This window comes from Microbulbifer taiwanensis (genome assembly GCF_014904815.1).
GTDB lineage: Bacteria > Pseudomonadota > Gammaproteobacteria > Pseudomonadales > Cellvibrionaceae > Microbulbifer > Microbulbifer taiwanensis.
Genome location: NZ_JACZFR010000021.1, coordinates 76,962 through 98,456, shown reverse-complemented (window position 1 = coordinate 98,456; position 21,495 = coordinate 76,962). Strand labels below are relative to the sequence as shown.

The 21,495-nt window shown below is 62.0% G+C and carries 17 protein-coding genes; 11 read left to right on the top strand and 6 right to left on the bottom strand.

Annotated elements, in window-relative coordinates; translation table 11 throughout:
- Positions 1-100: 100 nt before the first annotated feature.
- Positions 101-2,128 (bottom strand): methionine--tRNA ligase, encoded by a 2,028-nt coding sequence (gene metG / locus IG627_RS07370; RefSeq protein ID WP_193191705.1) that lies wholly within the window; start codon positions 2,126-2,128, stop codon positions 101-103.
- Positions 2,129-2,312: 184 nt separating this feature from the next.
- On the opposite strand from metG, the gene apbC reads away from it, so the two are divergent.
- The 3 genes from apbC (at position 2,313) to IG627_RS07355 (ending at position 4,599) form a co-directional block, all read left to right on the top strand.
- A complete protein-coding gene (apbC, locus tag IG627_RS07365; protein WP_193191704.1) occupies positions 2,313-3,479 on the top strand; it encodes an iron-sulfur cluster carrier protein ApbC in 1,167 nt (388 codons plus the stop codon).
- A 152-nt stretch (positions 3,480-3,631) separates the two neighbouring features.
- A complete protein-coding gene (locus IG627_RS07360; RefSeq protein ID WP_193191703.1) occupies positions 3,632-4,015 on the top strand; it encodes a hypothetical protein in 384 nt (127 codons plus the stop codon).
- 191 nt (positions 4,016-4,206) lie between these two features.
- The gene (locus IG627_RS07355; protein ID WP_193191702.1) at positions 4,207-4,599 is read left to right on the top strand and encodes a hypothetical protein; all 393 of its coding nucleotides are present in this window, start codon (positions 4,207-4,209) and stop codon (positions 4,597-4,599) included.
- A gap of 6 nt (positions 4,600-4,605) precedes the next feature.
- Here IG627_RS07355 and trhO read toward each other — a convergent pair whose 3' ends face one another.
- On the bottom strand, positions 4,606-5,595 hold the full coding sequence (gene trhO / locus IG627_RS07350; protein WP_193191701.1) for an oxygen-dependent tRNA uridine(34) hydroxylase TrhO: 990 nt from the start codon (positions 5,593-5,595) through the stop codon (positions 4,606-4,608).
- Positions 5,596-6,050: 455 nt separating this feature from the next.
- Between trhO and IG627_RS07345 the strand changes: the two genes are divergently transcribed.
- Both IG627_RS07345 and IG627_RS07340 read left to right on the top strand, forming a co-directional pair.
- Positions 6,051-6,311 (top strand): hypothetical protein, encoded by a 261-nt coding sequence (locus IG627_RS07345; RefSeq protein ID WP_193191700.1) that lies wholly within the window; start codon positions 6,051-6,053, stop codon positions 6,309-6,311.
- Positions 6,312-6,564: 253 nt separating this feature from the next.
- Positions 6,565-7,095 (top strand): hypothetical protein, encoded by a 531-nt coding sequence (locus tag IG627_RS07340; protein WP_193191699.1) that lies wholly within the window; start codon positions 6,565-6,567, stop codon positions 7,093-7,095.
- A 97-nt stretch (positions 7,096-7,192) separates the two neighbouring features.
- Here IG627_RS07340 and IG627_RS07335 read toward each other — a convergent pair whose 3' ends face one another.
- The 3 genes from IG627_RS07335 to ydiJ form a co-directional block, all read right to left on the bottom strand.
- Positions 7,193-7,603 carry a 3D domain-containing protein gene (locus IG627_RS07335; RefSeq protein ID WP_226864812.1) on the bottom strand — a complete coding sequence of 137 codons (411 nt, stop codon included), beginning with the start codon at positions 7,601-7,603 and terminating at the stop codon, positions 7,193-7,195.
- A gap of 531 nt (positions 7,604-8,134) precedes the next feature.
- On the bottom strand, positions 8,135-8,812 hold the full coding sequence (locus tag IG627_RS07330) for a tetratricopeptide repeat protein (protein ID WP_193191698.1): 678 nt from the start codon (positions 8,810-8,812) through the stop codon (positions 8,135-8,137).
- Positions 8,813-8,908: 96 nt separating this feature from the next.
- Positions 8,909-11,977: a D-2-hydroxyglutarate dehydrogenase YdiJ gene (ydiJ, locus tag IG627_RS07325; protein WP_193191697.1), complete on the bottom strand. Its 3,069-nt coding sequence runs from the start codon at positions 11,975-11,977 to the stop codon at positions 8,909-8,911.
- Positions 11,978-12,141: 164 nt separating this feature from the next.
- Between ydiJ and IG627_RS07320 the strand changes: the two genes are divergently transcribed.
- The 6 genes from IG627_RS07320 to IG627_RS07295 all read left to right on the top strand — a co-directional run bounded on the left by IG627_RS07320 (position 12,142) and on the right by IG627_RS07295 (position 19,605).
- A complete protein-coding gene (locus IG627_RS07320) occupies positions 12,142-13,104 on the top strand; it encodes a DUF523 and DUF1722 domain-containing protein (RefSeq protein ID WP_193191696.1) in 963 nt (320 codons plus the stop codon).
- 62 nt (positions 13,105-13,166) lie between these two features.
- Positions 13,167-14,630 (top strand): cryptochrome/photolyase family protein, encoded by a 1,464-nt coding sequence (locus IG627_RS07315; RefSeq protein ID WP_193191695.1) that lies wholly within the window; start codon positions 13,167-13,169, stop codon positions 14,628-14,630.
- Positions 14,631-14,718: 88 nt separating this feature from the next.
- A complete protein-coding gene (locus tag IG627_RS07310; protein ID WP_193191694.1) occupies positions 14,719-15,270 on the top strand; it encodes a DUF2878 domain-containing protein in 552 nt (183 codons plus the stop codon).
- 84 nt (positions 15,271-15,354) lie between these two features.
- Entirely contained in the window at positions 15,355-17,529 is a 2,175-nt protein-coding gene (locus IG627_RS07305) for an autotransporter outer membrane beta-barrel domain-containing protein (protein ID WP_193191693.1), read from the top strand.
- Between the two features lie 202 nt (positions 17,530-17,731).
- Positions 17,732-18,925, top strand: a complete 1,194-nt coding sequence (locus IG627_RS07300) for a pyridoxal phosphate-dependent aminotransferase (protein ID WP_193191692.1) — start codon at positions 17,732-17,734, stop codon at positions 18,923-18,925.
- Positions 18,926-19,128: 203 nt separating this feature from the next.
- The gene (locus IG627_RS07295; RefSeq protein ID WP_193191691.1) at positions 19,129-19,605 is read left to right on the top strand and encodes an Lrp/AsnC family transcriptional regulator; all 477 of its coding nucleotides are present in this window, start codon (positions 19,129-19,131) and stop codon (positions 19,603-19,605) included.
- 152 nt (positions 19,606-19,757) lie between these two features.
- Here IG627_RS07295 and IG627_RS07290 read toward each other — a convergent pair whose 3' ends face one another.
- Positions 19,758-21,404 carry a DUF1254 domain-containing protein gene (locus tag IG627_RS07290; RefSeq protein WP_226864811.1) on the bottom strand — a complete coding sequence of 549 codons (1,647 nt, stop codon included), beginning with the start codon at positions 21,402-21,404 and terminating at the stop codon, positions 19,758-19,760.
- Positions 21,405-21,495: the final 91 nt, after the last annotated feature.

Here is a 21,495-nt window from a genome sequence, read left to right as displayed (position 1 = left end):
CCGGGAGTGGTTGCGGGCCGGTTGGGGAGGTGGTTTGAGGGGAGGCGGGTGTAGTGATATGCCGTCCCACCGGCGCAGGCCGGTGCGACGAGGGAAGACCTTACATCACCCGCATGCCAGGCTGGGCGCCTTCGTGGGGTTCGAGGATCCACAGGTCCCTGCCGCCGGGGCCGGCGGCCAGCACCATGCCCTCGCTGACGCCGAAGCGCATCTTGCGCGGCGCCAGGTTGGCGACCATGACGGTGTGCTTGCCCTCCAGGTCTTCCGGCTTGTAGGCGCTCTTGATGCCGGCGAACACCTGGCGCGTCTCACCGCCCAGGTCCAGGGTCAGCTTCAGCAGCTTGCCGGCGCCCTCGACATGTTCCGCCCTGGCGATCAGCGCGATACGCAGGTCCACCTTGGCGAAGTCATCGAATTGGATCTCTTCGGCGATCGGATCCTCGGCCAGGGGACCGCTGGCAGGCTTGGCCTCCGCCTGCAGCTGCGCCAGGGATTCCTTGGCCGCTTCCATCACCGCGTCCACCTGGGTCTTTTCCACCCGCTGCAGCAGCGGCTTGAACTTGTCGATCCTGTGGCCAGCCAGCGGCGTGGTGGCCGCGGTCCAGTCCAGTTCGCAGTTCAGGAATTCTGCCGCCTTGGCGGAGGTGCTGGGCAGTACCGGCGCCAGCCAGGTGATCAGGGCGCGGAACATGTTCACGCCCTGGGAGCAGATGGCCAGCACTTCCGCTTCCTTGCCTTCCTCTTTCGCCTGGGACCAGGGCGCCTTGTCGGCGATCCAGGCGTTGGCGGCATCGGCGAGGCCCATGATGTCGCGCATGGCGCGGGCGTATTCACGCTGCTCGTAATTGTCGGCGATACGCGGCGCGGCCTCGACGAACTGTTGCCAGAGTTTTTCGTCAGCCAGCTCTGCGGCCAGCTCGCCGCCGGACTTGCTGACGAACTTGGCGGTGCGCGAGGCGATATTCACTACCTTGCCCACCAGGTCCGAGTTTACCTTGGCAATAAAGTCATCCAGATTCAGGTCCAGGTCGTCGACGCCGGCGGTCAGCTTGGCGGCGAAGTAGTAGCGCAGGTACTCGGGATTCAGGTGGTCGAGGTAGTTGCGCGCATTGATAAAGGTGCCGCGGGACTTGGACATTTTCTTGCCGTTGACGGTCAGGAAGCCGTGTACGCACACCTTGGTCGGCGTGCGGAAGTCCGCGGAATCCAGCATCGCCGGCCAGAAGAGGGCGTGGAAGTTGACGATGTCCTTGCCGATAAAGTGATACACCTCGGCATCGCTGTCTTTTTTCCAGTAGTCCTTCCAGTCGAGACCTTTCTCGTCGCAGTAGTTTTTCAGGCTGGCCATATAGCCGATGGGGGCGTCCAGCCACACGTAGAAAAACTTGCCCGGCGCGTCGGGGATCTCGAAGCCGAAGTAGGGCGCATCGCGGGAGATATCCCACTCCTGCAGGCCCTCTTCCAGCCACTCCGCCAGCTTGTTGGCCACCTCGCCCTGCAGGGTGCCGGAGCGGGTCCAGTCGCGCAGGAATTCGGTGAAGGCGGGCAGGGTGAAGAAGAAGTGTTCGGATTCCTTCTCGATCGGCGCAACGCCGGAGATGGCGGACACCGGATCGATCAGCTCGGTGGGGCTGTAGGTGGCCCCGCAGGCCTCGCAGTTGTCACCGTATTGGTCCGGGGTGCTGCAGCGCGGGCAGGTGCCCTTGATATAGCGGTCGGCCAGGAACAGCTGCTTCTCCGGATCGAAGGCCTGGGTGATGGTGCGCGAGGCGATATGGCCGTTGTCACTGAGGCGCTGATAGATCATTGCCGACAGCTCGCGGTTCTCCTCCGAGTGGGTGGAGTGGTAGTTGTCCACGCCAATCAGGAAGTCGGCGAAGTCGCGCTCGTGTTCCGCCTGCATATTGGCGATGTGCTGTTCCGGCGTCAGGCCCAGCTGTTCGGCCTTCAGCATGATGGCGGTGCCATGGGCGTCGTCGGCGCACATGTACAGGCAGTCGTTGCCGCGCGCGCGCTGGAAGCGCGCCCAGATGTCGGTCTGGATATATTCGAGCACATGGCCCAGGTGCAGGGAGCCATTGGCATAGGGGAGTGCGCTGGTTACGAGGATCTTGCGCGTTTCGGACATCGGTTCTTCCATCGGCTGAGGGGTTGTGGCCAGGGTTGCGGAACGTGTGGCCGGACTTCGTCAAAAGACCGCGGAATATAGCAGATTTGCGCTGTAGCAGGGAGGGCGCCGGCGGCCGGCTGGCGTTGCCCGGGCTCATCCTCCACAATGCCGGCCATTGAGGATTCGCCGAGAGGAAAACACAGTGAGCGATCACCAGCACGACCACGATCACGACCATCACCTTGAAGAGGTGTCCGAAGAGGTGCAGGCCGAACTGGAGCGCCTGGCAGAGTGCATGGGCCAGCTGCACGACCCGGCCACAGGGCTGCCGCTGGACGAGCTGGATGCCGAAATTGAAGTCGGCTTCGACGATGGCACCGTGTTTGTCGGCCTGACGCTCGGCTACCCCTGCGCGAGCCTGGCGGACAGCTGGAGCGGACGGGTACACGAAGCCTGCCTGCCAACCCTCAAGGGCGGTCCACTGGGCGACGCACATCTGCAGTTCGAGCTGTTCAGCGATATCCCGGCGACGCCGGTGGCAGATGCACCCGAGCCGTTGCAGCGGGTAAAGAACATTGTCGCCGTGGCCTCTGGCAAGGGTGGCGTGGGCAAGTCCACCACCGCGGTCAACCTGGCCCTGGCGCTGGCCGCCGAGGGGGCCAGTGTCGGCCTGCTGGATGCGGATATCTACGGCCCCAGCCTGCCCACCATGCTCGGTACAGAGGGGGCGCGCCCGCAGGTGCGGGAGCAGAAGTTCTTCCTGCCGGTAGAGGTGCAGGGGCTGAGGACCATGTCTCTCGGTTACCTGATGACAGAAGAGACTCCTGCGGTGTGGCGTGGCCCCATGGCCAGCGGCGCGCTGAACCAGATACTGACCCAGACAATCTGGTGTGAAGAGGGGGGCGAGCTGGATTACCTGGTGGTGGATATGCCTCCGGGCACCGGCGATATCCAGCTGACCCTGGCGCAGAAAACCACCCTGGCCGGCGCGGTGATTGTCACCACGCCCCAGGGCCTGGCCTTGAAGGACGCGATCAAGGGTGTGGAGATGTTCCGCAAGGTGTCGGTGCCGGTACTGGGCATAGTGGAGAACATGCCCCTGCACACCTGCCCAAACTGCGGCCACAGCGAACCGGTCTTCGGCAGCGGCGGCGGCGAGCGCATCGCCGCCGATTACGACACGCGGCTGCTGGGCCAGTTGCCGCTGAATATGGCGATCCGCGAGGGCACCGACAGCGGCCTCCCCAGTGTGGCGGCGGCACCGGACGGGGAGATCGCCGGCTTCTACCGGGAGATAGCCCGACGCGCGGCGGCGCAGATCTGGCTCAATGCCGGTGAAGAGGAATTGCCGGAAATTGAAATCGACTGAGCCCGGCCCGCGAACAGGGTCACAGTCGGGTTAATTTTTTCATTTTTTTCTTTTTTTGGGGAAATGATTCCAAATATATTGTGGCGAGAGAATTTTGCGCCAGCTGGGATGCATTGCAGTAGGGCGCACTGGCAGTTTGCGCGGAAACCTGGATGTCCCCAAATTTCAAGATTCGCTATCTCACCGGCGGGCGCATAGTCCGCATTCATTTTATCGGCCGGGTCGGGCTTGCCGAGCGGCTGCAGGTCGCCGGGCAGGTGGTGGGCAGGTACCGCCATTTGAACCCGCTGCGCCTGCTGGTCGATACCCGCTATGCGGAGACCACCATGTCGACCGCCGAGCAGCGTCGCTTCGCCGAGTTTATCCGCCAGCACCCGGTGTTGCGGCGCGCGCGTATTGCAGTGCTTTTCCGCAGCGGCGACAGTCCGGTAGCGCTGACCGCCAGCCGTATTGCCCAGCGCGCCGGCAACACCCGGCAGTTTCTGGTGGAGTCTGAGGCGCTGGCCTGGTTGCGGAGTCGAAAGCAGGGGCGGTGAAGTGTGTCCAGAGTGGTGGTTGTCGCGCGATGCCAGAAAATGCGTCGCAGGGATTCCATTTAGTCGAAAATTATCGATTTTTGTAGCGTTTGAACTGTGCCCACTTATACTGGTGATGCGGTTCACATTTTTGGTGTGATCTGGCTGTGGAAAAACAATAAATCCAGCCGCACAGGACCCACACTACAACGATGAATTTTCACATCACCTACAGACCCGACACGGGCATAGTGCGGGTGCTGCACTACGGTCCGATGAGTCTGGTCGAGCGTATGGCAGCAGCGTCGATGCTGGCGGAAAGCTATCGCCACCGGTCGCCGCTGCGCATCCTGGTGGATCATCGCTTCGCGCAGTCGATTTCGCCGGAGGAGCAGCGCCAGTTCGGCCGCTTCCTGGCCGAACATCCGGTGCTGGGAGCGGCGCGCATAGCCGTATTGCATCCCTGTGACCGCTATCCTTCGCAGATGGTTGCCAGCGAAGCCAGGTCTCGCGGACACGACATGCGGCAGTTCTTCGTGGAGGCTGAGGCCGAGGCCTGGTTGCTGCAGGCAAAAAACGAAGCGATGCCGTCCCTGGCACTTTGACTGGCTTCAGGCGCTCCGGGATTCCCCCTGGCGGCGGCGCTCTTCCTGTTTCTGGCGGCGCCGCGTTGCGGTCACCTCCCGCGCCTCCTGGCCTATATGCTCCTCGCCGCGCTGCTTCGCCAACTGAATCTGTTTTTCCCGCTCGCGGAATCTGGCCCTGTCCGCCTCGGAGACCTGGTCAAAACAGTGTGGGCAGCTGACCCCCTGTTCGAACCGGGGCGACTGTTTTTCCTCCCGGGTCACCGGCATACGGCAGGCGTTGCACTGGTCGTAGTCGCCGCGCTGGAGATCGTGATTCACGGTCACCCGTTCGTCGAAGACGAAGCACTCGCCCTCCCACAGAGTCTCCTCTTTCGGCACCTCCTCCAGGTATTTGAGTATGCCGCCCTGCAGGTGGTAGACATCTTCGAAGCCCTGTTCCTTCAGGTAGGCGGTGGACTTCTCACAGCGGATGCCTCCGGTGCAGAACATGGCCACCTTCTTGTGCTTGGCCGGGTCCAGGTTGTCGCGCACATACTGCGGAAACTCGCGAAAGCTGTCGGTGTTCGGGTTTACCGCATTGCGGAAGCTACCGACTCGGCACTCGTAGTCGTTGCGGGTGTCGATCAGCAGCACTTCCGGGTCGCTGATCAGGTGGTTCCAGTCGGCGGGTTTCACGTAGGTGCCCACGGAGCGCCGCGGGTCTATGCCCTCCACGCCCATAGTGACTATTTCGCGCTTCAGCTTCACCTTGCTGCGCAGGAAGGGGACCGAGTCGGTGTAGGATTCCTTGTAGTCCAGTTCCGCCAGGCGCGGGTCGGACTTCAGGTAAGTGAGTAGTGTGTCTATTCCCTCGCGGGAACCGGCCACTGTGCCGTTGATGCCCTCGCGGGCCAGCAGCAGGGTGCCGCGCACGCGGTTTTCCAGCATGACATTGAGTAGCGGATCGCGCAGGGTTTCGAAATCGTCCAGTGCGATGAACTTGTAGAGCGCGCAGACGACAGCCTGGTTTTGCATGGTATTTTCCTCTTTGCGGGCCGGAGCGTAATTCCGGAGCAGTGGGGGCAAAAATCGCCGCGCATTTTATCGCAGACGGCGGCGAATGTCGTACATTTATCAGGCAGTAATGCCGGGATGCGGAAACAATTGATTGACCGGCGGGCCACTAGTGTGGTGTAAGGTGCTAAATGCGGTTATCAGAGCCCCCCAAAATGTTCACAGCAAGGCGCCACTCGCAGGGAATGGCTAGCCCTTTTCAAGAGTGGCAACGCCGCTGTGGGCATTTTGGGGGGCTCCCTTCGGGCGGGCCGCTAAGCAGCCATCTGCTGCGTTGCATTTGCTTGACATAGAGCTACTATGCCGGCGCAAAAGCGCCTTGCATCTGGCCGCTTAGCGGCCCGCTGATAACCGCATTTAGCACCTTACACCACACTATTGTCACAGTTCGGCCACACTACAGAGAGGCGAATCCCATGGATGAACAGTTTGCACCCAAAGAGTCGGAGTTGAGCCAGGCCTATCGCGATGGCGAGGTTTCCGTTCATATCGATATCTATGAGGACGGCGAGGGTGGTTGGCTACTGGAGATAGTCGACGAGAACAACAACTCCACGGTCTGGGAGGATTCGTTCGATACCGAGCAGGAGGCGTTGGAAGAGGCCCTGGATGCCCTGCGTGAGGAGGGCATAGGAACCTTCGTTGGACCGGTACAGGAGACTGACGAGAGCTGGTAGACCGACCGCTTAGTTTCCTCCACAAGAACCGCATTTCAACGGCGCCGGTGCAATGACCGGCGTCGCCTTTCTGTTCCCTATCTTTTCCCTGCCTGATTAGCTGCCAACGGCGCCACAGCTGCTATGGTTATCTTTAGAAGGGAATCGCGACAGTGTGACAGCACACAACCCAATCACAGCACCGTCGCGAGACGACCACGGAATGATTGTCTCCGGCGGTGCGACCTGATGTTCGCGGGCAGATTCCCTCTCCATGAAAGCGCTTTGTATTCCCCTTCTGCTGTTGAGCTGTGTGGCTGGTGCCGAAACGCTGCAGCTCTCCGACCAGCGAATTCTCAGAACCGACCTGAAGGAAGCCCGTTTGATCTCGGAAATTCACGGTTACGCGATTGTAGCCGGGCGCAGCTGTGTGGATTGCGATGAGAATACAGCTATCTACATCCACAAGATTGCGCGGCCGGGTAACGGCGTCAATGGCGAGGCAGGGGACCCGGGCAGCGCTGACCGCTATACCTATCCCGGCCGGTATCTCGATTACGAGAGCAAGGAACTGGTGGAGAAAACGCGCATGTTCTACGGCCGCTGCTACGAGGACCAGCCGGCCCTGTTGTGGCTGAGCGAGTATCGCGACCGGGGCGGCTGGATCAAGTCCGAATACCTGGTCCTGCTGGGAGAGGATGGCCTGGAACATCGTTACAACGAAGATCGGCAGCCGAGTATTTTTTATATTGAAAACAGTCTCTGTGTGGAATTGCCGGGTATTACTGCGGAGACCGAACCCTGAGATTCACAGCGAATACAAAAAAGCCCCGCTGGAGGGCGGGGCTGAAAGGGTCGCGGTCGTAGCCGCGATTTTTGCGTGTATCTGACTGGTGGCGCTGTTATTTCTTCTTCGGGCGCACCCAGGAAATCTTCAGCTTCTTCTTGCCCCACTGACGGGCTTTCTTGATGTCTTTTTCCATCCACACATCGATGCGGTTCTTGAAGCGCTTGTTCATGCGGTCGCGCACGGTATAGGTGCCGGGCAGGCCCTCAATCTTTACCTTGGCGCCATTGGTCAGGCCGTGTTTTTCCAGGTCGCGGGACACAGCGATCACCTTCTGGCCCGGGCGCAGGCGGTTGTTCCAGGCCGCTACCCAGGGATCGTCGTCGGTCTGTCCCGGCACCGAGTTGTAGGCGGTGGCGTCAACCGTCATCGACTTTTGCACTTTGGCAGATGCGTTCAGGCTCACCGCTGCCGCGAAAAAAGCGATCATAAAAAATACGGAGTTGCGCAGAGTCTGTTTCATCATGTCCCGATACCTCCAGGATTCAATGGGTCACAAGCCAAAGGGTTGCTTGTGAAATTTCCCAAAAGTGCTTGCAGTAAGTGCCTTCGGGAATAACTGATTAATATTTAATCAGTGGTCGCTATATTACAGGCCGGTGAACCCTGATCAACTTTTTCTGCTCAATCGATAGGAAGCCGTACGCATTGGCTGGTTTTCTTCTGTGCCTAGCCACCTGTGCCAAAGATCTGCTTGCAAATGGAATGAAGTGCCTGCAATTGGAATTTTTGCAAACGGGTGCACGGGGGCCGCCGGGAACACTGAGTAATTGATTTCTTTGCTCAGGTACTGGGTGACAGCGATGTCATTCTAATGGTGATGCAATTCCTATCCGGGAAACTGCTCCTAACCCGGGACAGGAAAGTAAAAAGTTTCTCTTCAATTATTTGTGACCGATGGTCCGAAAAGTGGGTTTCGGCGTGAAATGGCGCTTATGGGGGAGATATCGCATCCCGGGAGAGTGGATATCCTGTGTCAGTAGGACGGATATCCGGGTCAGAGGGATGTGGTGCTGGCCCGGGCGGGGGGATTGACCTGGCGGCGCAGCCCCAGCAGATAGTCGCGGTCCTCTTCGAGGTCGGCAAAGCCGTGGCGGGCATCCAGCTCGACGGCCTTCTCCACCCAGTCGATGGCTTCCTCCAGATTGCCCTGCCATTCGCACACCTGACCGAGGTTGAAATAGGTGATGGCCAGGTTGTGCCACTCGCGCTGTCGGGCCAGGTCGCGGGCTGCGCCGCTGTAGAGCAGGTAGGCGGTGCGCAGCAAGTGGGCCTTCTGGACCGGGTCCTCTTCGCTGGCGGACTGCTGGTGGTAGGTGTGCGCCAGCGCCGAGCGCACCCGCGCGGCCGAATGTTCGAGGGAGGCGCCGCCGTCCAGGTAGTCCAGCACCGATTCGAACTGGGCCCGCGCCAGCGGGTAGAGCTCCGGCCGCGCCCGCGCGCCGAGGGCGTTCAACACCATGCCATAGCGATAGCGCAGGGCCTGCTGCTGCCCGGGTTTGGGCGCCAGGGCGGAAATGGCTTTCTCGTAGAGGGGCAGTGCGGCGTCGAAATCGCCTGCGAGGGCGCGCTCCTCGGCCTCGGTGACCAGCTGTTGCGGCGCCGGCTCGGCGAAAGCGGGGCCCGGCGCAATCAGCGTGGTAAGAAGCAGCAGTCTGGTCAGGCTTTGGTACATCGGCCCTTCCTGTGGTTAAGGTAGGGTGCGCCGTGCGCACCGTTGGTCGCAATGGTGCGCACGGCGCACCCTACGAAGTCCCGGTAACTCCCAGTATCACCCCTCAACCCGCAGTTGCGCCAGCACTCCCTGCAATGGATGGCGCAGAGTCACACCTGCAAAGCGTTTTGTCTGACAGCGGCAGGAGTAGCCGCTGGCCAGCAGATTGCCGTCTCCGTCGGCTTTATCCCGGCCACTGTTTCGAGAGAGGTGCGGTGCCCAGGATTGCTGGAAGATGGTGCGGGACGTCTCTTTGTGCGCGGTTTCGTGGCCGTAGGTACCGGCCATGCCGCAGCAGCCGAGGCTCTCGGTGTGCAGCTCCAGGCCCAGGGCCTCGAAGATGCTCTGCCAGTCGCGCAGGGACGCGGTGGCGTTGGTCTGCTCGCTGCAGTGGGGCAACAGCTGGAAGCGGGCGGGGTTCAGGCGCGGGCGCTGCTGTTGCAGCTGCTCCAGTTGCCCGGCCAGCCACTCCTGCAGCAGCTGTACCCTGGGCGCGCCTTCGCCGAGCAGTTTCCGGTATTCGGCGCGGTAGGTCAGGGTCATGGAAGGGTCCACTCCCACCAGCGGCACGCCGCTGGCGGCCAGCTCGTTCAGCATGTCGCTGTTGCCCTGGGCCACGCGCCGGAACTGGCGCAGGAAGCCGTGCACATGCAGCGGCTTGCCGTTGGCCCTGAAGGGCGCCACCAGCGGGACAAAGTCCAGCTGCTTCAGCAGGCGCAGGGTGTCGCCGACCACGCCGGCGTCGAAATAGCTGGTGAAGGCGTCCTGCACTATGATCACCGCGCGGTTGCGCTGTTCCGGTCCCAGGGCCGCCAGGCAGGCGGGGCTGGCGTAGGGCACGCCCAGCTCTTCCATGGTCGCGCGCAGCGTTTTCCGGGCCAGCAGCGGGCTGTCCGCCAGCCCCAGGCCGCGTTCCAGCAACCAGCGCACCGGCTTCAGGCCCAGGGGCAAGTTGTACAGCTGCGGCAGCCTGGCCAGATGCGGCATGACGAACTCGAGGCTGCCGACGAAATAGTCCTTCAGTGGACGCAGGTAGCGGCTGTAGTAGAGCTCGAGAAACTTGCTGCGGAATTCCGGCACATCGACCTTGACCGGGCACTGGCCCACGCAGGACTTGCAGCCGAGGCAGCCCTGCATGGCTTCATTCACTTCATGGTTGAAATCATATTCACCGCGGGCCTTGGCCAGTGAGTTGACGATGCGCCGTGGCAGGCCGACAAAGAAGGACTGCTCGCGCACCTTGCGTGCTGTCTCCACCGCGTCCACATTGCGCTGGCTCAACAGCCGCAGCCACTCGCGCATCAGCGAGGCGCGCCCCTTGGGGGAGTGGATGCGCTCGCGGGTGGCCTTGTAGGACGGGCACATGGCGTCGTCCGGATTCCAGTTGAAGCAGGCGCCGTTGCCATTGCAGTGGACCCCCTCCTCATAGCCGTCCCAGACCTGCACCGGAATCTGCCGGTCCAGGTCGCCGCGGGTGCCGACCTCGTCGATCTTCAGCAGGGTGGAGGCGCGGCTGGGCGTGGCGATCTTGCCCGGGTTCAGCTGGTTGCGCGGGTCGAAGGCGGCCTTGATCTTCTGCAGCTCCGGGTAGAGTTCGCCGAAGAATTCCGGTGCGTATTCCGAGCGCACGCCCTTGCCGTGCTCGCCCCACAGCAGGCCTTTGTATTTCTGCGTCAGCGCCACCACCTTGTCGGTAATGGGGCGTATTTGCGCCGCCTGTTCGGGATCCTTCATATCGATGGCCGGGCGCACGTGCAGTACGCCGGCGTCCACATGGCCGAACATGCCGTAGCTGAGGCCGGCGTCATCGAGCACCGCGCGGAACTCGGCGATAAAGTCCGCCAGGTTTTCCGGCGGCACCGCCGTGTCCTCGACAAACGGGATGGGGCGCTTCTCCCCCTGCACATTGCCGAGCAGGCCCACGGCGCGCTTGCGCATACCCCAGATACGGTTCACCTCGGCGTGGCCGCGGGCGATGGTGTAGCCGAAGCTCTTACCGGCTTGGCCTGTCAGGGCGTCGATATGCGCGGTAAATTTCTGCAGTGCCTCATCCAGCTCCGCGTCCGAATCGGCGGTGAATTCCGCCAGGTTGATGCCCTTGACCGGGCGATCGTCATCGGGGAAAAACTCGCTGACGCTGTGCCAGACGATATCTTCCATCGCCAGCTGCAATACCCGGCTGTCCACCGTCTCGATAGACATGGGGCCGCCGCGCATCAGGTCCGCGGCGTCGCGCAGGGCATCCTGGAAGTGGTCGTATTTCAGGTTGACCAGCGCCGCGCACTTCGGGATCGGCAGCAGGTTCAGTTTGGCCTCGGCGATAAAGCCGAGGGTGCCCTCGGAGCCGCAGAGCACGCTGTTCAGGTTGAATTGCTCGCCCCGGCGCAGGTGGGCCAGGTCGTAGCCGGTCAGGCAGCGGTTCAGCTTGGGGAATCTCTGCTCGATCAGCGTCGCTTTGTCGCGCGCTATCTCGTCGCAGACCCGGTGTACCCTGCCGGCGCGGTCGTCGCGCCCGCTGATTTCCTGCAGCTGTTCATTATCGACTGGTGCGGATTGCCACAGCTCGCCGCCCAGCAGCACTGTCGACAGTTGCAGCACATGGTCGCGGGTCTTGCCGTAGACACAGGAACCCTGGCCGGAGGCGTCGGTGTTGATCATGCCGCCGATGGTGGCGCGGTTGCTGGTGGACAGCTCCGGCGCGAAGAAGAGGCCATGAGGTTTCAGGGCCGCGTTCAGCTGGTCCTTGACCACCCCCGCCTGCACCCGCACCCAGCGCTCCCCGGCATTGATTTCGAGGATGCGGTTCATATGGCGGGAGATATCCACCACCAGGCCGTCGGTCAGGGACTGGCCGTTGGTACCGGTACCGCCGCCGCGGGGGGAGAGCGCTACCCGATGGAAGTCCTCGCGCTCCGCCAGTTCGGCCAGAAGCTGCAGGTCGCGGGTGTCTCGCGGGTAGACCACCGCCTGGGGCAGTACCTGGTAGATGGAGTTGTCCGTGGCCAGCACGGTGCGGCTGGCGTAGCTGGGGCTCAAATCGCCGCGAAATCCGGCGTCCGCCAGAGCCTGTAGAAACTGCAGGTAGAGCGCCTGTACCTCGTCGACTTCGCGCAGTGCTGGAATCATGGGGCTAAATCCATCGCTCTCGGGAGGGTCTGGCATTGTAGCCGTGGCACCTGTTTGCGCAAGCCGCAAGTGCAGTGGGCCGGACCATCTCGCTGTCAAACCTTGTCCCGTATATGGCGGCAGGCTATAAACATTGTGCACCAGGCCCGACTTTTAACACAGAAATGCATATCCAACTGCTGACAGAGAAAATCCCTGTTGGAATCAGCCAGTGCGCCCTGGGTGACCCGGTGCGCTATGACGGTGGACATAAACTGAGCAAAGTCTGCACCCAACTGCTCAGTCAATGTCTGGAGTTACAGCCCTTCTGCCCCGAAGTCGCCATAGGACTCGGCGTGCCGCGACCGCCAATTCGCCTGGTCGCCAGCGACCGGCTGCGCGCCGTGGGGCGCGACGATCCGGGTATTGATGTGACCGAGGCCCTCGAGGGCTACGCGGACAGGCTGGTGCCGAAAGCGGCGCAGTTGCGCGGTTTTATCCTGATGCAGAAGTCGCCCAGCTGCGGGGTGCGCACAGTGCCCCACTACAAGGCGGACGGCTCGATGCCTCTGGCTCACGGAGCCGGCCTGTTTGCCGCCCGCCTGCGCGAGCATTTTCCACACCTTCCCATCGAAGAGGTGGGGCGGCTGAATGCCAGTGATATTCGCGAAAATTTCCTCACCCGTGTCTTCGCCTACGACGCCTGGTATCGCTATGTGGATCCCGATCCTCGCCCGGCGCGGGTCATCGAGTTTTACACCGCCTACAAGTACCTGCTGCTTGCCCACAGCCAGCCCCTGACCCGCGATTTGGGACGGCTGCTCGCGGACGCCGGCCAGTGCGAGCCGCAACAGTTCGCCTGTGAGGTGCGGGGCAGAATCATGGAGATTCTCGCCCATACCGCGAGCCGGGAGGACAGGACCAACGCCCTGATGCATAGCCAGGGGCACCTGAATGAGTTCCTGAATAAAGAGGAGAGGGCGGAGCTGACTCAGTTGATTGCAGATTTCCAGCGCGGATTGAAGCCATTGTCCGCCGTGCTGACCATGTTGCGTCACTATCTGCCCCGCAGCCCGAACCCGTTTATCCACAGCCAGGTGCTGCTCGCTGCCGAACCGGCAGAGCTGGGCCTGTGTGATTTTCGTTGAGGAAGCGTGGATAAGCCGAAGTCGACGAGCCGGATCTTGCTGCAACGGCGGGAGCCTTTACAGTGAGTCGCACCCACCCTTTCCGTCGCGGCCTGGTCTGGTTGCGCAACGACCTGCGCCTGCGCGACAACACGGCACTCTACCGCGCGGCGAAAAGCTGCGGTGCACTGGCGGCAATCTATATCACCTGCCCCCAGACCTGGCAAAGTCACGACGACGGTGAGCCGGTAGTCGCCTTTCGCCTCGCCTGTCTGCGCGAACTGCAGCAGAGCCTGGCAGCGCACAATATTCCGCTCTATTTCCTCGAACTGCAGACATTTGCGCAGGTGCCGCGGGCGCTGGTGCAGATAGCCGGGAAGCTGGAAATCGATGCGCTCTTTGCCAACGCCGAATATCCCCTCAATGAGCGGCATCGCGACGCCGCCGTACGCGCCGCGTTGAAAGGGTTGCGAGTGCCGGTGGAATACAGCACCGACCGCACCCTGTTGCCGCCGGGGGCACTCAAGACTGCCGGCGGGGAAGCCTACAAGGTGTTCACCCCGTTCAAGCGCGCGTTTATCGCCCGCTGCGGTGGCGACGACTTTGCGCCACTGCCGCTACCGCGGAAAATGAACGACGAGGCAGATTGGCCAAAGTGGATTCAGGTGCAGGGCGGGAACAATCTGGTGCGGACAATTCCCGAACGCCTGCAGGGATACGGATTATTGCCGGACGGGGCTGGCAGGCTGTACGGCTGGACGCCGGGAGAAAAAGCCGGGGCGCGTCGCCTGCGCGCCTTCCGCGGAGAAATCGAAAACTATGCGGACCAGCGCGATTTTCCAGGGCTGGACGCCACTTCACACCTTTCCCCTTACCTGAATTGCGGTGCCGTCTCTGTTCGCCAGTGTGTGCAGATGGCGCTGGCGCGAAGCAGTGGACACTGGGTGGGCGGCAACGACGGGGTCAGTTGCTGGTTGGGTGAGCTGCTGTGGCGCGAATTTTACACGCACCTGATCGCTGCCTTCCCGCGGCTCAGCATGCACAAACCGTTCAAGCCGGAGACCGACCGGGTGCCCTGGTCCAGCGACCGCGACAGGTTCCGGCAGTGGTACGCGGGCCAGACCGGAGTACCGATAGTGGATGCGGCGATGCGCCAGCTGAATACCTGTGGCTGGATGCACAATCGCCTGCGCATGGTGGTGGCCTCCTTCCTGACCAAGAACCTGTTGATCGACTGGCGTTGGGGCGAGCGCTACTTTATGCGACACCTGCTGGATGCGGACCTCGCCGCCAACAACGGCGGTTGGCAGTGGGCGGCCTCCACCGGCACCGATGCTGTGCCCTATTTCCGTGTGTTCAATCCCTACAGCCAGTCGAAAAGGTTCGACAGGGATGGCGAATTCATCCGCCAATTTGTGCCGGAGCTACGTCATCTCGACAGGGATGCCATTCACTGCCCGCCGCAACTGGCGGGCTATCCTTTGCCAATCTGTGATGTGGCGCAAAGCCGCAAGCACGCGATCGCCGTTTTCTCCGGTTTGAAGTAGGTCACACTTCTCGCGGTACTGGGCTGGTCTATATTTTGGGGGAATTCAGGGACAGGTTTTTCCCGGCAGAATAAAGCGAGCGGGATTCATGAAACTGGTACTCAATTTCTCGATGTACTTCTGCGGCTGGTGGATCGCCATTCTCGGCGGCAACGCCATGGCACTGGTCGCGCTCTTTGTAATCCTTGTGTCCCACTTTGCCCTTTGGCGCGACCAGCGGGATATATTCGTGGTGCTGTTCTTTATTTTCGCCGGCTTCGCCATGGAGTGGGTCTATATGGCGTCCGGTGTACTGGATTACGGCTCCAACCTGCCGCCGGCCTGGGTTATCTGCATGTGGGCCATGCTCGCCACCACCTTGCGCTACAGCCTCTCTGTATTGGTCGGGCGGCCACTGTTGGCATTTGCCGCCGGCCTGGTACTGGCGCCGATTGTCTACACCAACAGCGTGTATTTCGGTCCGGCGGACTGGGGCAGGACACCCTGGGAGTCGATGCTGATTCTGTCTGTGAGTTGGGCGCCCCTGGCCGCAGTGATCAGCGGTGTGGTGATTCCCTTTATCGATCAGCTGGATGGCGGCAGCGAGTCGCTGGAAGTCTGTCCGATAGGCTTCGACCACCAGCCTCACCGCATCGAGTGATAGCGCTCCCTTGAGCTTTCCTATCAAAAGGCGTGTCTATACTTGCCCCATCCCGACCTGGCCAATACCGCAATGGAGTGCGCAATGGGGTTTACCGTCAAATCTGTCTGTGCCGCAGTGGCATTCGCCACCGCTTCCGCCGCCTTCGCCGATGGCAGCAGCTCACTGCTGTATCGCAATATCGTCGTCTTCGGTGACAGCCTGTCGGACAGTGGCAACGCCGGCGTTTTTACCAGCAGCGATCCTGACGGCGTTCTGCCGAAGCAGCCGGCAATCAGTTTCACCGCACAGGATCTGGGGCTGACGCCGCTGGTGCCCTCCTGTACCGGCCTGGGCCCTGCTTCTGGCGGCGCCATTCCCTGCGCGCCGGCGGCGGGTACGCCGCAGCAGCAGTTCCAGCAGGTAGCGTCTTCGGTGCTTGCCAACGGCAGTAACTGGGCCGTTGGTGGCAATCACACCGCCGATGTATTGCTGGATTTGGTGGGCCCGCAGCGCTTTCGCCAGCTGTTCCCCAATACCACCGTCGCCGACCACAACGAGCTGACGACGATATTGCCGGACTCGACGCGCTGCGGCGCCGACGGCGTCTGCGATCCCGCCGCCGGCGAGAGTCCCTACCTGTCACCGGCGGAAGTCCAGGAGGCGGTCGCTGCCTTCGGCGATCCGGCGGCGCTGCAGGCACTGGTGGATGACCCGAACAACAATATCACCCTCACCGGTGTGCCCTTTGGCACAGGCCAGGGCTACCTGCCGCAGAATGGCGTTGCCAGGGATTCCCTCTATTACCTGAATGGCGGCGGCAATGACATTATCGGTGGCACCATCGCCGGCACCATTTCACCGGACAGCATGCAGCGCTCGGCGACATTTCTCGCCACTGCCGCGCGCGAACTGCGCAACGCCGGCGCCCGCTATGTGGTGGTCTCCAATGCGCCGCGAGTGGGCAATACGCCACTGATGAACGACCTGGGAGCGGCTGCGGTCAGCGCGGCCAATACCGGTACGGCGCTGTTCAACAACGACCTGCGCGTGCAGCTGAACTTTGTTGGCAATGTGCTGATACTGGATACCGAGGGCATGGCAGCCCTGGCGCTGGACAAGCCAGGCCTGTTCGGGTTTGCCGATATCGACCAGGCCGCCACCTGTTATGCGGCGGGCGCCTGTGCCAACCCTGACCCCGTCTACAGTGAAACCGGCAGTGCGCCCGATGCCGACCGGCTGTATTTCAATGACGGTGTACACCCGACCCTGGCCGCGCAGCAGGTACTGGGCGATTACTATTATTCCGTCCTGAATGCGCCGATTGGCTTCGGCATGCTGGCGGATCTCGGTTACCAGAATACGCGCCTGCACCAGACCAATGTCGACCACCACCTGGTGGCGCAGCGCTTTCGCGACCCGACTACCACGGTGTTCTTTGGCGGCGCCCTGGGTTACACCGATTTCGGCCAGGGACCGGCGCCCAACCGGGAGGACTACGGCTGGGATGGCTTATTTGGCTTCAGTTTCGCGGCGGCGGACCACTTCGAATGGGCCCTGGCCCTCTCCTACGCCGGCAGCGATTACGATCCCAGCGGCCTGTCGCTGAAAGCGCGCAACTGGAATTTCTCCGCCCTGGGGCGCTGGGACAACGAACGCTGGTTTGTCGACGGCGGGGCGACCTATAGCTGGATCGACTACCACGAGGTCGACAGACGCATCGAGTTGGGCAACCGTTTCGAGAAGTGGATCAAGGGTGATACCGATGGCAGCGCCGCCAGTATTTTTGCCCGCGGCGGCTATGACAGCGTGCCGGCGTTGCCGTGCCAGCTGGGCCCCTTCGTCTCCGCGGCCTGGACCCAAGTGGATGTGAACAGTTTCCGCGAGTCCACCGACCGCGACCTGACCTATATCGGCAGCAATGGCGAAGTCCTGGATCCCCTGGGGCTCCGCGTGCGCCATCAGGACCGCGAATACTACCGGCTGCGCGCCGGCTTCTTTTACAACGGGCCCGAGGGCGACGACTGGCGCTGGTTCGGTGAAGTCTGGATGGAGTACAACGGCGGCGACGATGTCGCCAAGGTGGGTGTCGGAATCAAATCCATCCCCGGCAACAGCGCCTACCTGGCGGCCTACGACAGCCAGAATGCCGGATTCTTCCAGAACGGTGTCGGTGCCATGGTGGGGCTCAATCTCACCGAGAAACTGCAGCTATCCGGCAATATCCTGGTGCGTCCTGAGGATAGCGTCGGCGGTCTGAACCTGAATTACCGCTTCTAACGTCTTTGATCATCTTCGGGGTGAATACAAATTTCACCCCTCGGGTCACATTCCGATCCGTCACATCAATGTCACCGAATTTTCTGCGGCAAAGGCGACTAAATGGGCGCGGGAATGCGAAATCCATGCCCCTATAGCCGCATCAATTATCCGCGCGGTTGTTAACTTAGATGTATGAATAACTACCGGATAGCGAGCGACGATGTTCAGTCCCCGATTCAGCCTGCAGAGTGAAGCCCTCAACAGCGCCGATGCCGATGTATGGGCGGTCAGTGACCGCGCCCACCAGCTGGCGGACAAGGGCGAGGATGTCATTTTCCTGTGTGTGGGCGACCCCAATTTCGATACGCCGGAACCGATTCTCGACTTTGCCCGTGCGCGTCTCGGTGTTGGCCGGACCCACTACTCCCCGGCCGCGGGAGAGCCGATGCTGCGCCGCGCCATCGCCGATATCGAGAGCAAGGTATCCCCGCATCCCTGCAGTCCCGATGATGTGGTGGTCTTCCCCGGCGGTACCAACGCCATCTACGCGGTGCTCGCCTGCCTGCTGAACCCGGGCGAGGAAATCGTGATTCCGGAGCCGATGTATATCGGCTATGTGCCTATTTGTGACTCCCTGCGCCTCGATGTGAAAAAGGTCGCCTGCCCGCCAGAGAATAATTTCGCCTTCGACGTGGAGGCCATCAAGGCCGCGATCGGCGACGACACCCGCGCGGTGATGATCAATACCCCGGTCAACCCCACCGGCGCCATGGCCACCCCGGAACAGTTGCGCGAGCTGGCTGCCTTCTGCCGCGAGCGCGGCGTCTGGCTGGTGTGTGACGAAATGTACTCGATGATCACTTTCGCCCGCCGCCACACCTCCCTGCGCACCGCCGCCGAGCACCTGGACAATATTGTCGTGATCGACGGCCTGTCCAAGTCCCACGCCATGAGCGGCTGGCGCCTCGGCTGGGCCGTGGCTCGCGGACCGCTGGTGGAGCGCCTGATCGAGTTCGCCGGTGCCACTATCTTCGGCTGCCCGCAATTTATCCAGGAGGCCGCGGCCTTCGCCCTGGAGTTCGACACCTACTTCGTCAAGCAGATGCGCGAGGCCTACGAGAAGCGCCGCGACCTGATAGTGCCGCGCATCAACAGTATCCCCGGCCTCAGCTGCTACTCCCCGGAAGCGGGCATGTTCGTGATGGTGGATGTCTCCCAGGTGGCCGAGTCCGGTGAGGCCTTTGCCGGGGCGCTGTTGGATGCGGAGCGCGTATCGGTACTGCCCGGTGCGCCCTTCGGCGCCAGTGCCGTCAACCATGTGCGCCTGACCCTGGCCGCCGACGAGGCCGAACTGTCCCGCGCCCTGGACCGCATTGAACGCTTCGTCACCGCCGGCAGCCGCCAGGCCAGCTGACCTCCGCTAAAATATCCTCGCTCGTCATTCCGGCGCAGGCCGGAATCCAGTGCCTCTTACAGGGTTCCGGGTTCCGGCCTGCGCCGGAACGACGAAAATGATGATTGGCGGGGAGCATTGCCCGCAGGGCCGGCTCCCACAGTTTCGGCCGCAGCCGAATGCCGCTATCCTTGCCCCTTTTCCAAGATCAAAAGAACAGCCAAGTGAAAATCGACCGGCACAATCTGCGTATTCTGCAGGCGCTGCAGACCAATGCGCGCATCAGCAACCTGAAACTGAGTGAAGAGATAGGACTGTCCGAGAGCGCCTGCCTGGCGCGGGTCAAGCGCCTGACCAGCGAGCGCTATATTCGCGAGTTTCAGGCCGAGGTGAACCTGGAAAAGGTGCGCCACGCCGAGTTCTACGTCAACGTGGCCCTGAAGCGTCAGGACGCCCGCACCAGCGAGAACTTCCGCCGCGCCATCAACGATATTCCGCAGATCGTCTCCTGCGTGAAAATGTCTGGTGAATTCGACTATATGCTGCGCTTTGTCTGCCCGGACGCAGCGGACTTCAATCGCGTCTCCGAACAACTGTTGGCCAACGAGGACGCGGCCATCTCGCGCATGACCTCCCACCTGGTGATCGAAAAGACCAAGCCGTTTACCGGCTATCCATTGGAACTGTTGTTCCAGGATTGAGCGCCGCGCGCGCCGGCCCCGCGAAGCGGGGCTTTCGGGCGCACGAACCAGCCAATGTCGCCCGCGGCTTTCAGGGTGATGGCTATCCCCCCGTTCTCGTGATCGCCGCGGAGCCACGCCTTGCCCAGCGGCACCTCTGCCTGGTCCCGCATTTACTGTGTAACTCCCGCGGAGTCCCAGCCTTTTTCGATATCGCCCGGTTTCCACGACTTGTCTATCGCGGGTTCCGTGGGTGAGTAGAGCCGCAGTATCGTGAAGTAGCCCCTGTCCGCTGGCGTGGCGAGCCAGTTGGCTTCCTTGCCGGCGGGCGCTTCGGGGCCCAGGTAGAGGGTGGTGGAGCCGTCCGGGTTCTGTGCCGGCTTGTCGAGTGAGCCGCGCGATGGCAGCGGCTGGCCGTTGGCCAGGCCGGAGCCGTTTTCCGCCTCGTAGAGCGTCAGCGACCAGAAGTTGGCCGCGGGGACGTCCTTGGGCAGGTGCAGGCGATAGTTGGACGCGCCGGAAAGCGGCTCGCCGTCACTGTCGGTGAAGGCGATCATGTACTTGGCGCCCTTGCCCGGCGTCTGCGAGATCATGCCGGGGCTGAGCGAGTAGTAGTCGGTGAACATCCAGATGCGCGCGTCCAGGTCGCGATAGCCCTCCTTCGGGCGCATCCAGGTGACGTCCTTGTGCCCGCCGGGATTCTCGGGTGTTCCGTCGGCAAAAGGGTTGAGCCACTGCCGGTCGGGGTAGACCCGGAACGACATGTCGCCGGGGGAGTCCTCGAACCCGATCACGCGGCTGGTCTTGTAGGCCGTCCTGGCTGCGGCCTCGAGAATGGCGCGCGTGCGGGCATCGGGGCTGAATGGCTTGCCCTTTTCGATGCCAATCATCGCCAGCATGCCCAGCCAGTCGGGGCCGGCCAGGTTGCTGCCCTCGGTGTCCACCAGGTACTTGAGTTGATCGAAGGCGCTGGCGTCGCTGCGCGGCAGCATATTGATCGATTGGCCCGATCCGTCGGGGAATTCCATCGGCTTGGCACTGTCCTTTTTTCCCAGGGGATAAATCTTCGACTGCTCCAGCAGCTCCACCGCCGGTGCCAGATCTTTCGGGTCCTTGAAAAAGGAGCGGAGGAAGATGAAGACGTTGTTGGTACCGGATCGGTAGACATAGTAGCCATCCGGCACTTCACCGTCGTAGCCCGGCGGCAGTATCAGGAATTTGCCGCCCTTGCCCTGATCGGGCCCGAAGAAGCCGATATCGCCAAAGTAGTCGCCGCCATCCACCGGGATAGGGCGTTGCCAGAAATCGAGCAGGATACTCTGCAGCATCGGCGGCGCCTCGTACACCAAAGGACCTGTCTCGCCCAGGTCCACATAGCCCATCGCATAGATCACGTCGGAATTTGGCGTGGTGACCAGCGTCTTGGCGTCCAGGCGCTTTTTCCAGATGGGCAGTACATTGTATCCGCCGCCGAATTTTTCCTCGGATCCCACTTTCATTCCCATGGTATTGATCAGCGGCATGGCCCACAGGTAGGTCTGCGTGGCGCGCTGGAACAGCAGTTCTTCCTTCAGGGTTTTGGCTGTCTCTGTGGTCGGGCGGTTCTCTTCGAAGGGGATACTGGCGAGGGCCTCGAAGCGGTCTGCGCCGGGGCTTGCCGCCAGGGAATCAGTGGCTTCGGGCTCGGGGGCCTGTGGGGAGGTCTGTTCCTTTCCAGTTTCCTGTGCGGGCCGGGGAGTCTGGTTACTGCCGGCGTCGTCGGCGGGATTGCAGGCGGCTGCCAGGACCGCAAGGATGAAAATGGCGGGCAGGTGTTTCAATGTAGGAACCTCCGAATCGCGCAGGCAATTTCACAGCCGGTGCAAAATTTACCGGGTGGACTTAACCATTGAGCATAGCCGGCTCAGGGGT

Bases quoted from the DNA above. Each gene is read 5' to 3' on its own strand.
- metG (WP_193191705.1), bottom strand. From the start codon at position 2,128: ATGTCCGAAACGCGCAAGATCCTCGTAACCAGCGCACTCCCCTATGCC.
- IG627_RS07360 (WP_193191703.1), top strand. From the start codon at position 3,632: ATGTCCCCAAATTTCAAGATTCGCTATCTCACCGGCGGGCGCATAGTC.
- IG627_RS07355 (WP_193191702.1), top strand. From the start codon at position 4,207: ATGAATTTTCACATCACCTACAGACCCGACACGGGCATAGTGCGGGTG.
- trhO (WP_193191701.1), bottom strand. From the start codon at position 5,595: ATGCAAAACCAGGCTGTCGTCTGCGCGCTCTACAAGTTCATCGCACTG.
- IG627_RS07345 (WP_193191700.1), top strand. From the start codon at position 6,051: ATGGATGAACAGTTTGCACCCAAAGAGTCGGAGTTGAGCCAGGCCTAT.
- IG627_RS07340 (WP_193191699.1), top strand. From the start codon at position 6,565: ATGAAAGCGCTTTGTATTCCCCTTCTGCTGTTGAGCTGTGTGGCTGGT.
- IG627_RS07335 (WP_226864812.1), bottom strand. From the start codon at position 7,603: ATGATGAAACAGACTCTGCGCAACTCCGTATTTTTTATGATCGCTTTT.
- IG627_RS07330 (WP_193191698.1), bottom strand. From the start codon at position 8,812: ATGTACCAAAGCCTGACCAGACTGCTGCTTCTTACCACGCTGATTGCG.
- ydiJ (WP_193191697.1), bottom strand. From the start codon at position 11,977: ATGATTCCAGCACTGCGCGAAGTCGACGAGGTACAGGCGCTCTACCTG.
- IG627_RS07320 (WP_193191696.1), top strand. From the start codon at position 12,142: ATGCATATCCAACTGCTGACAGAGAAAATCCCTGTTGGAATCAGCCAG.
- IG627_RS07310 (WP_193191694.1), top strand. From the start codon at position 14,719: ATGAAACTGGTACTCAATTTCTCGATGTACTTCTGCGGCTGGTGGATC.
- IG627_RS07305 (WP_193191693.1), top strand. From the start codon at position 15,355: ATGGGGTTTACCGTCAAATCTGTCTGTGCCGCAGTGGCATTCGCCACC.
- IG627_RS07300 (WP_193191692.1), top strand. From the start codon at position 17,732: ATGTTCAGTCCCCGATTCAGCCTGCAGAGTGAAGCCCTCAACAGCGCC.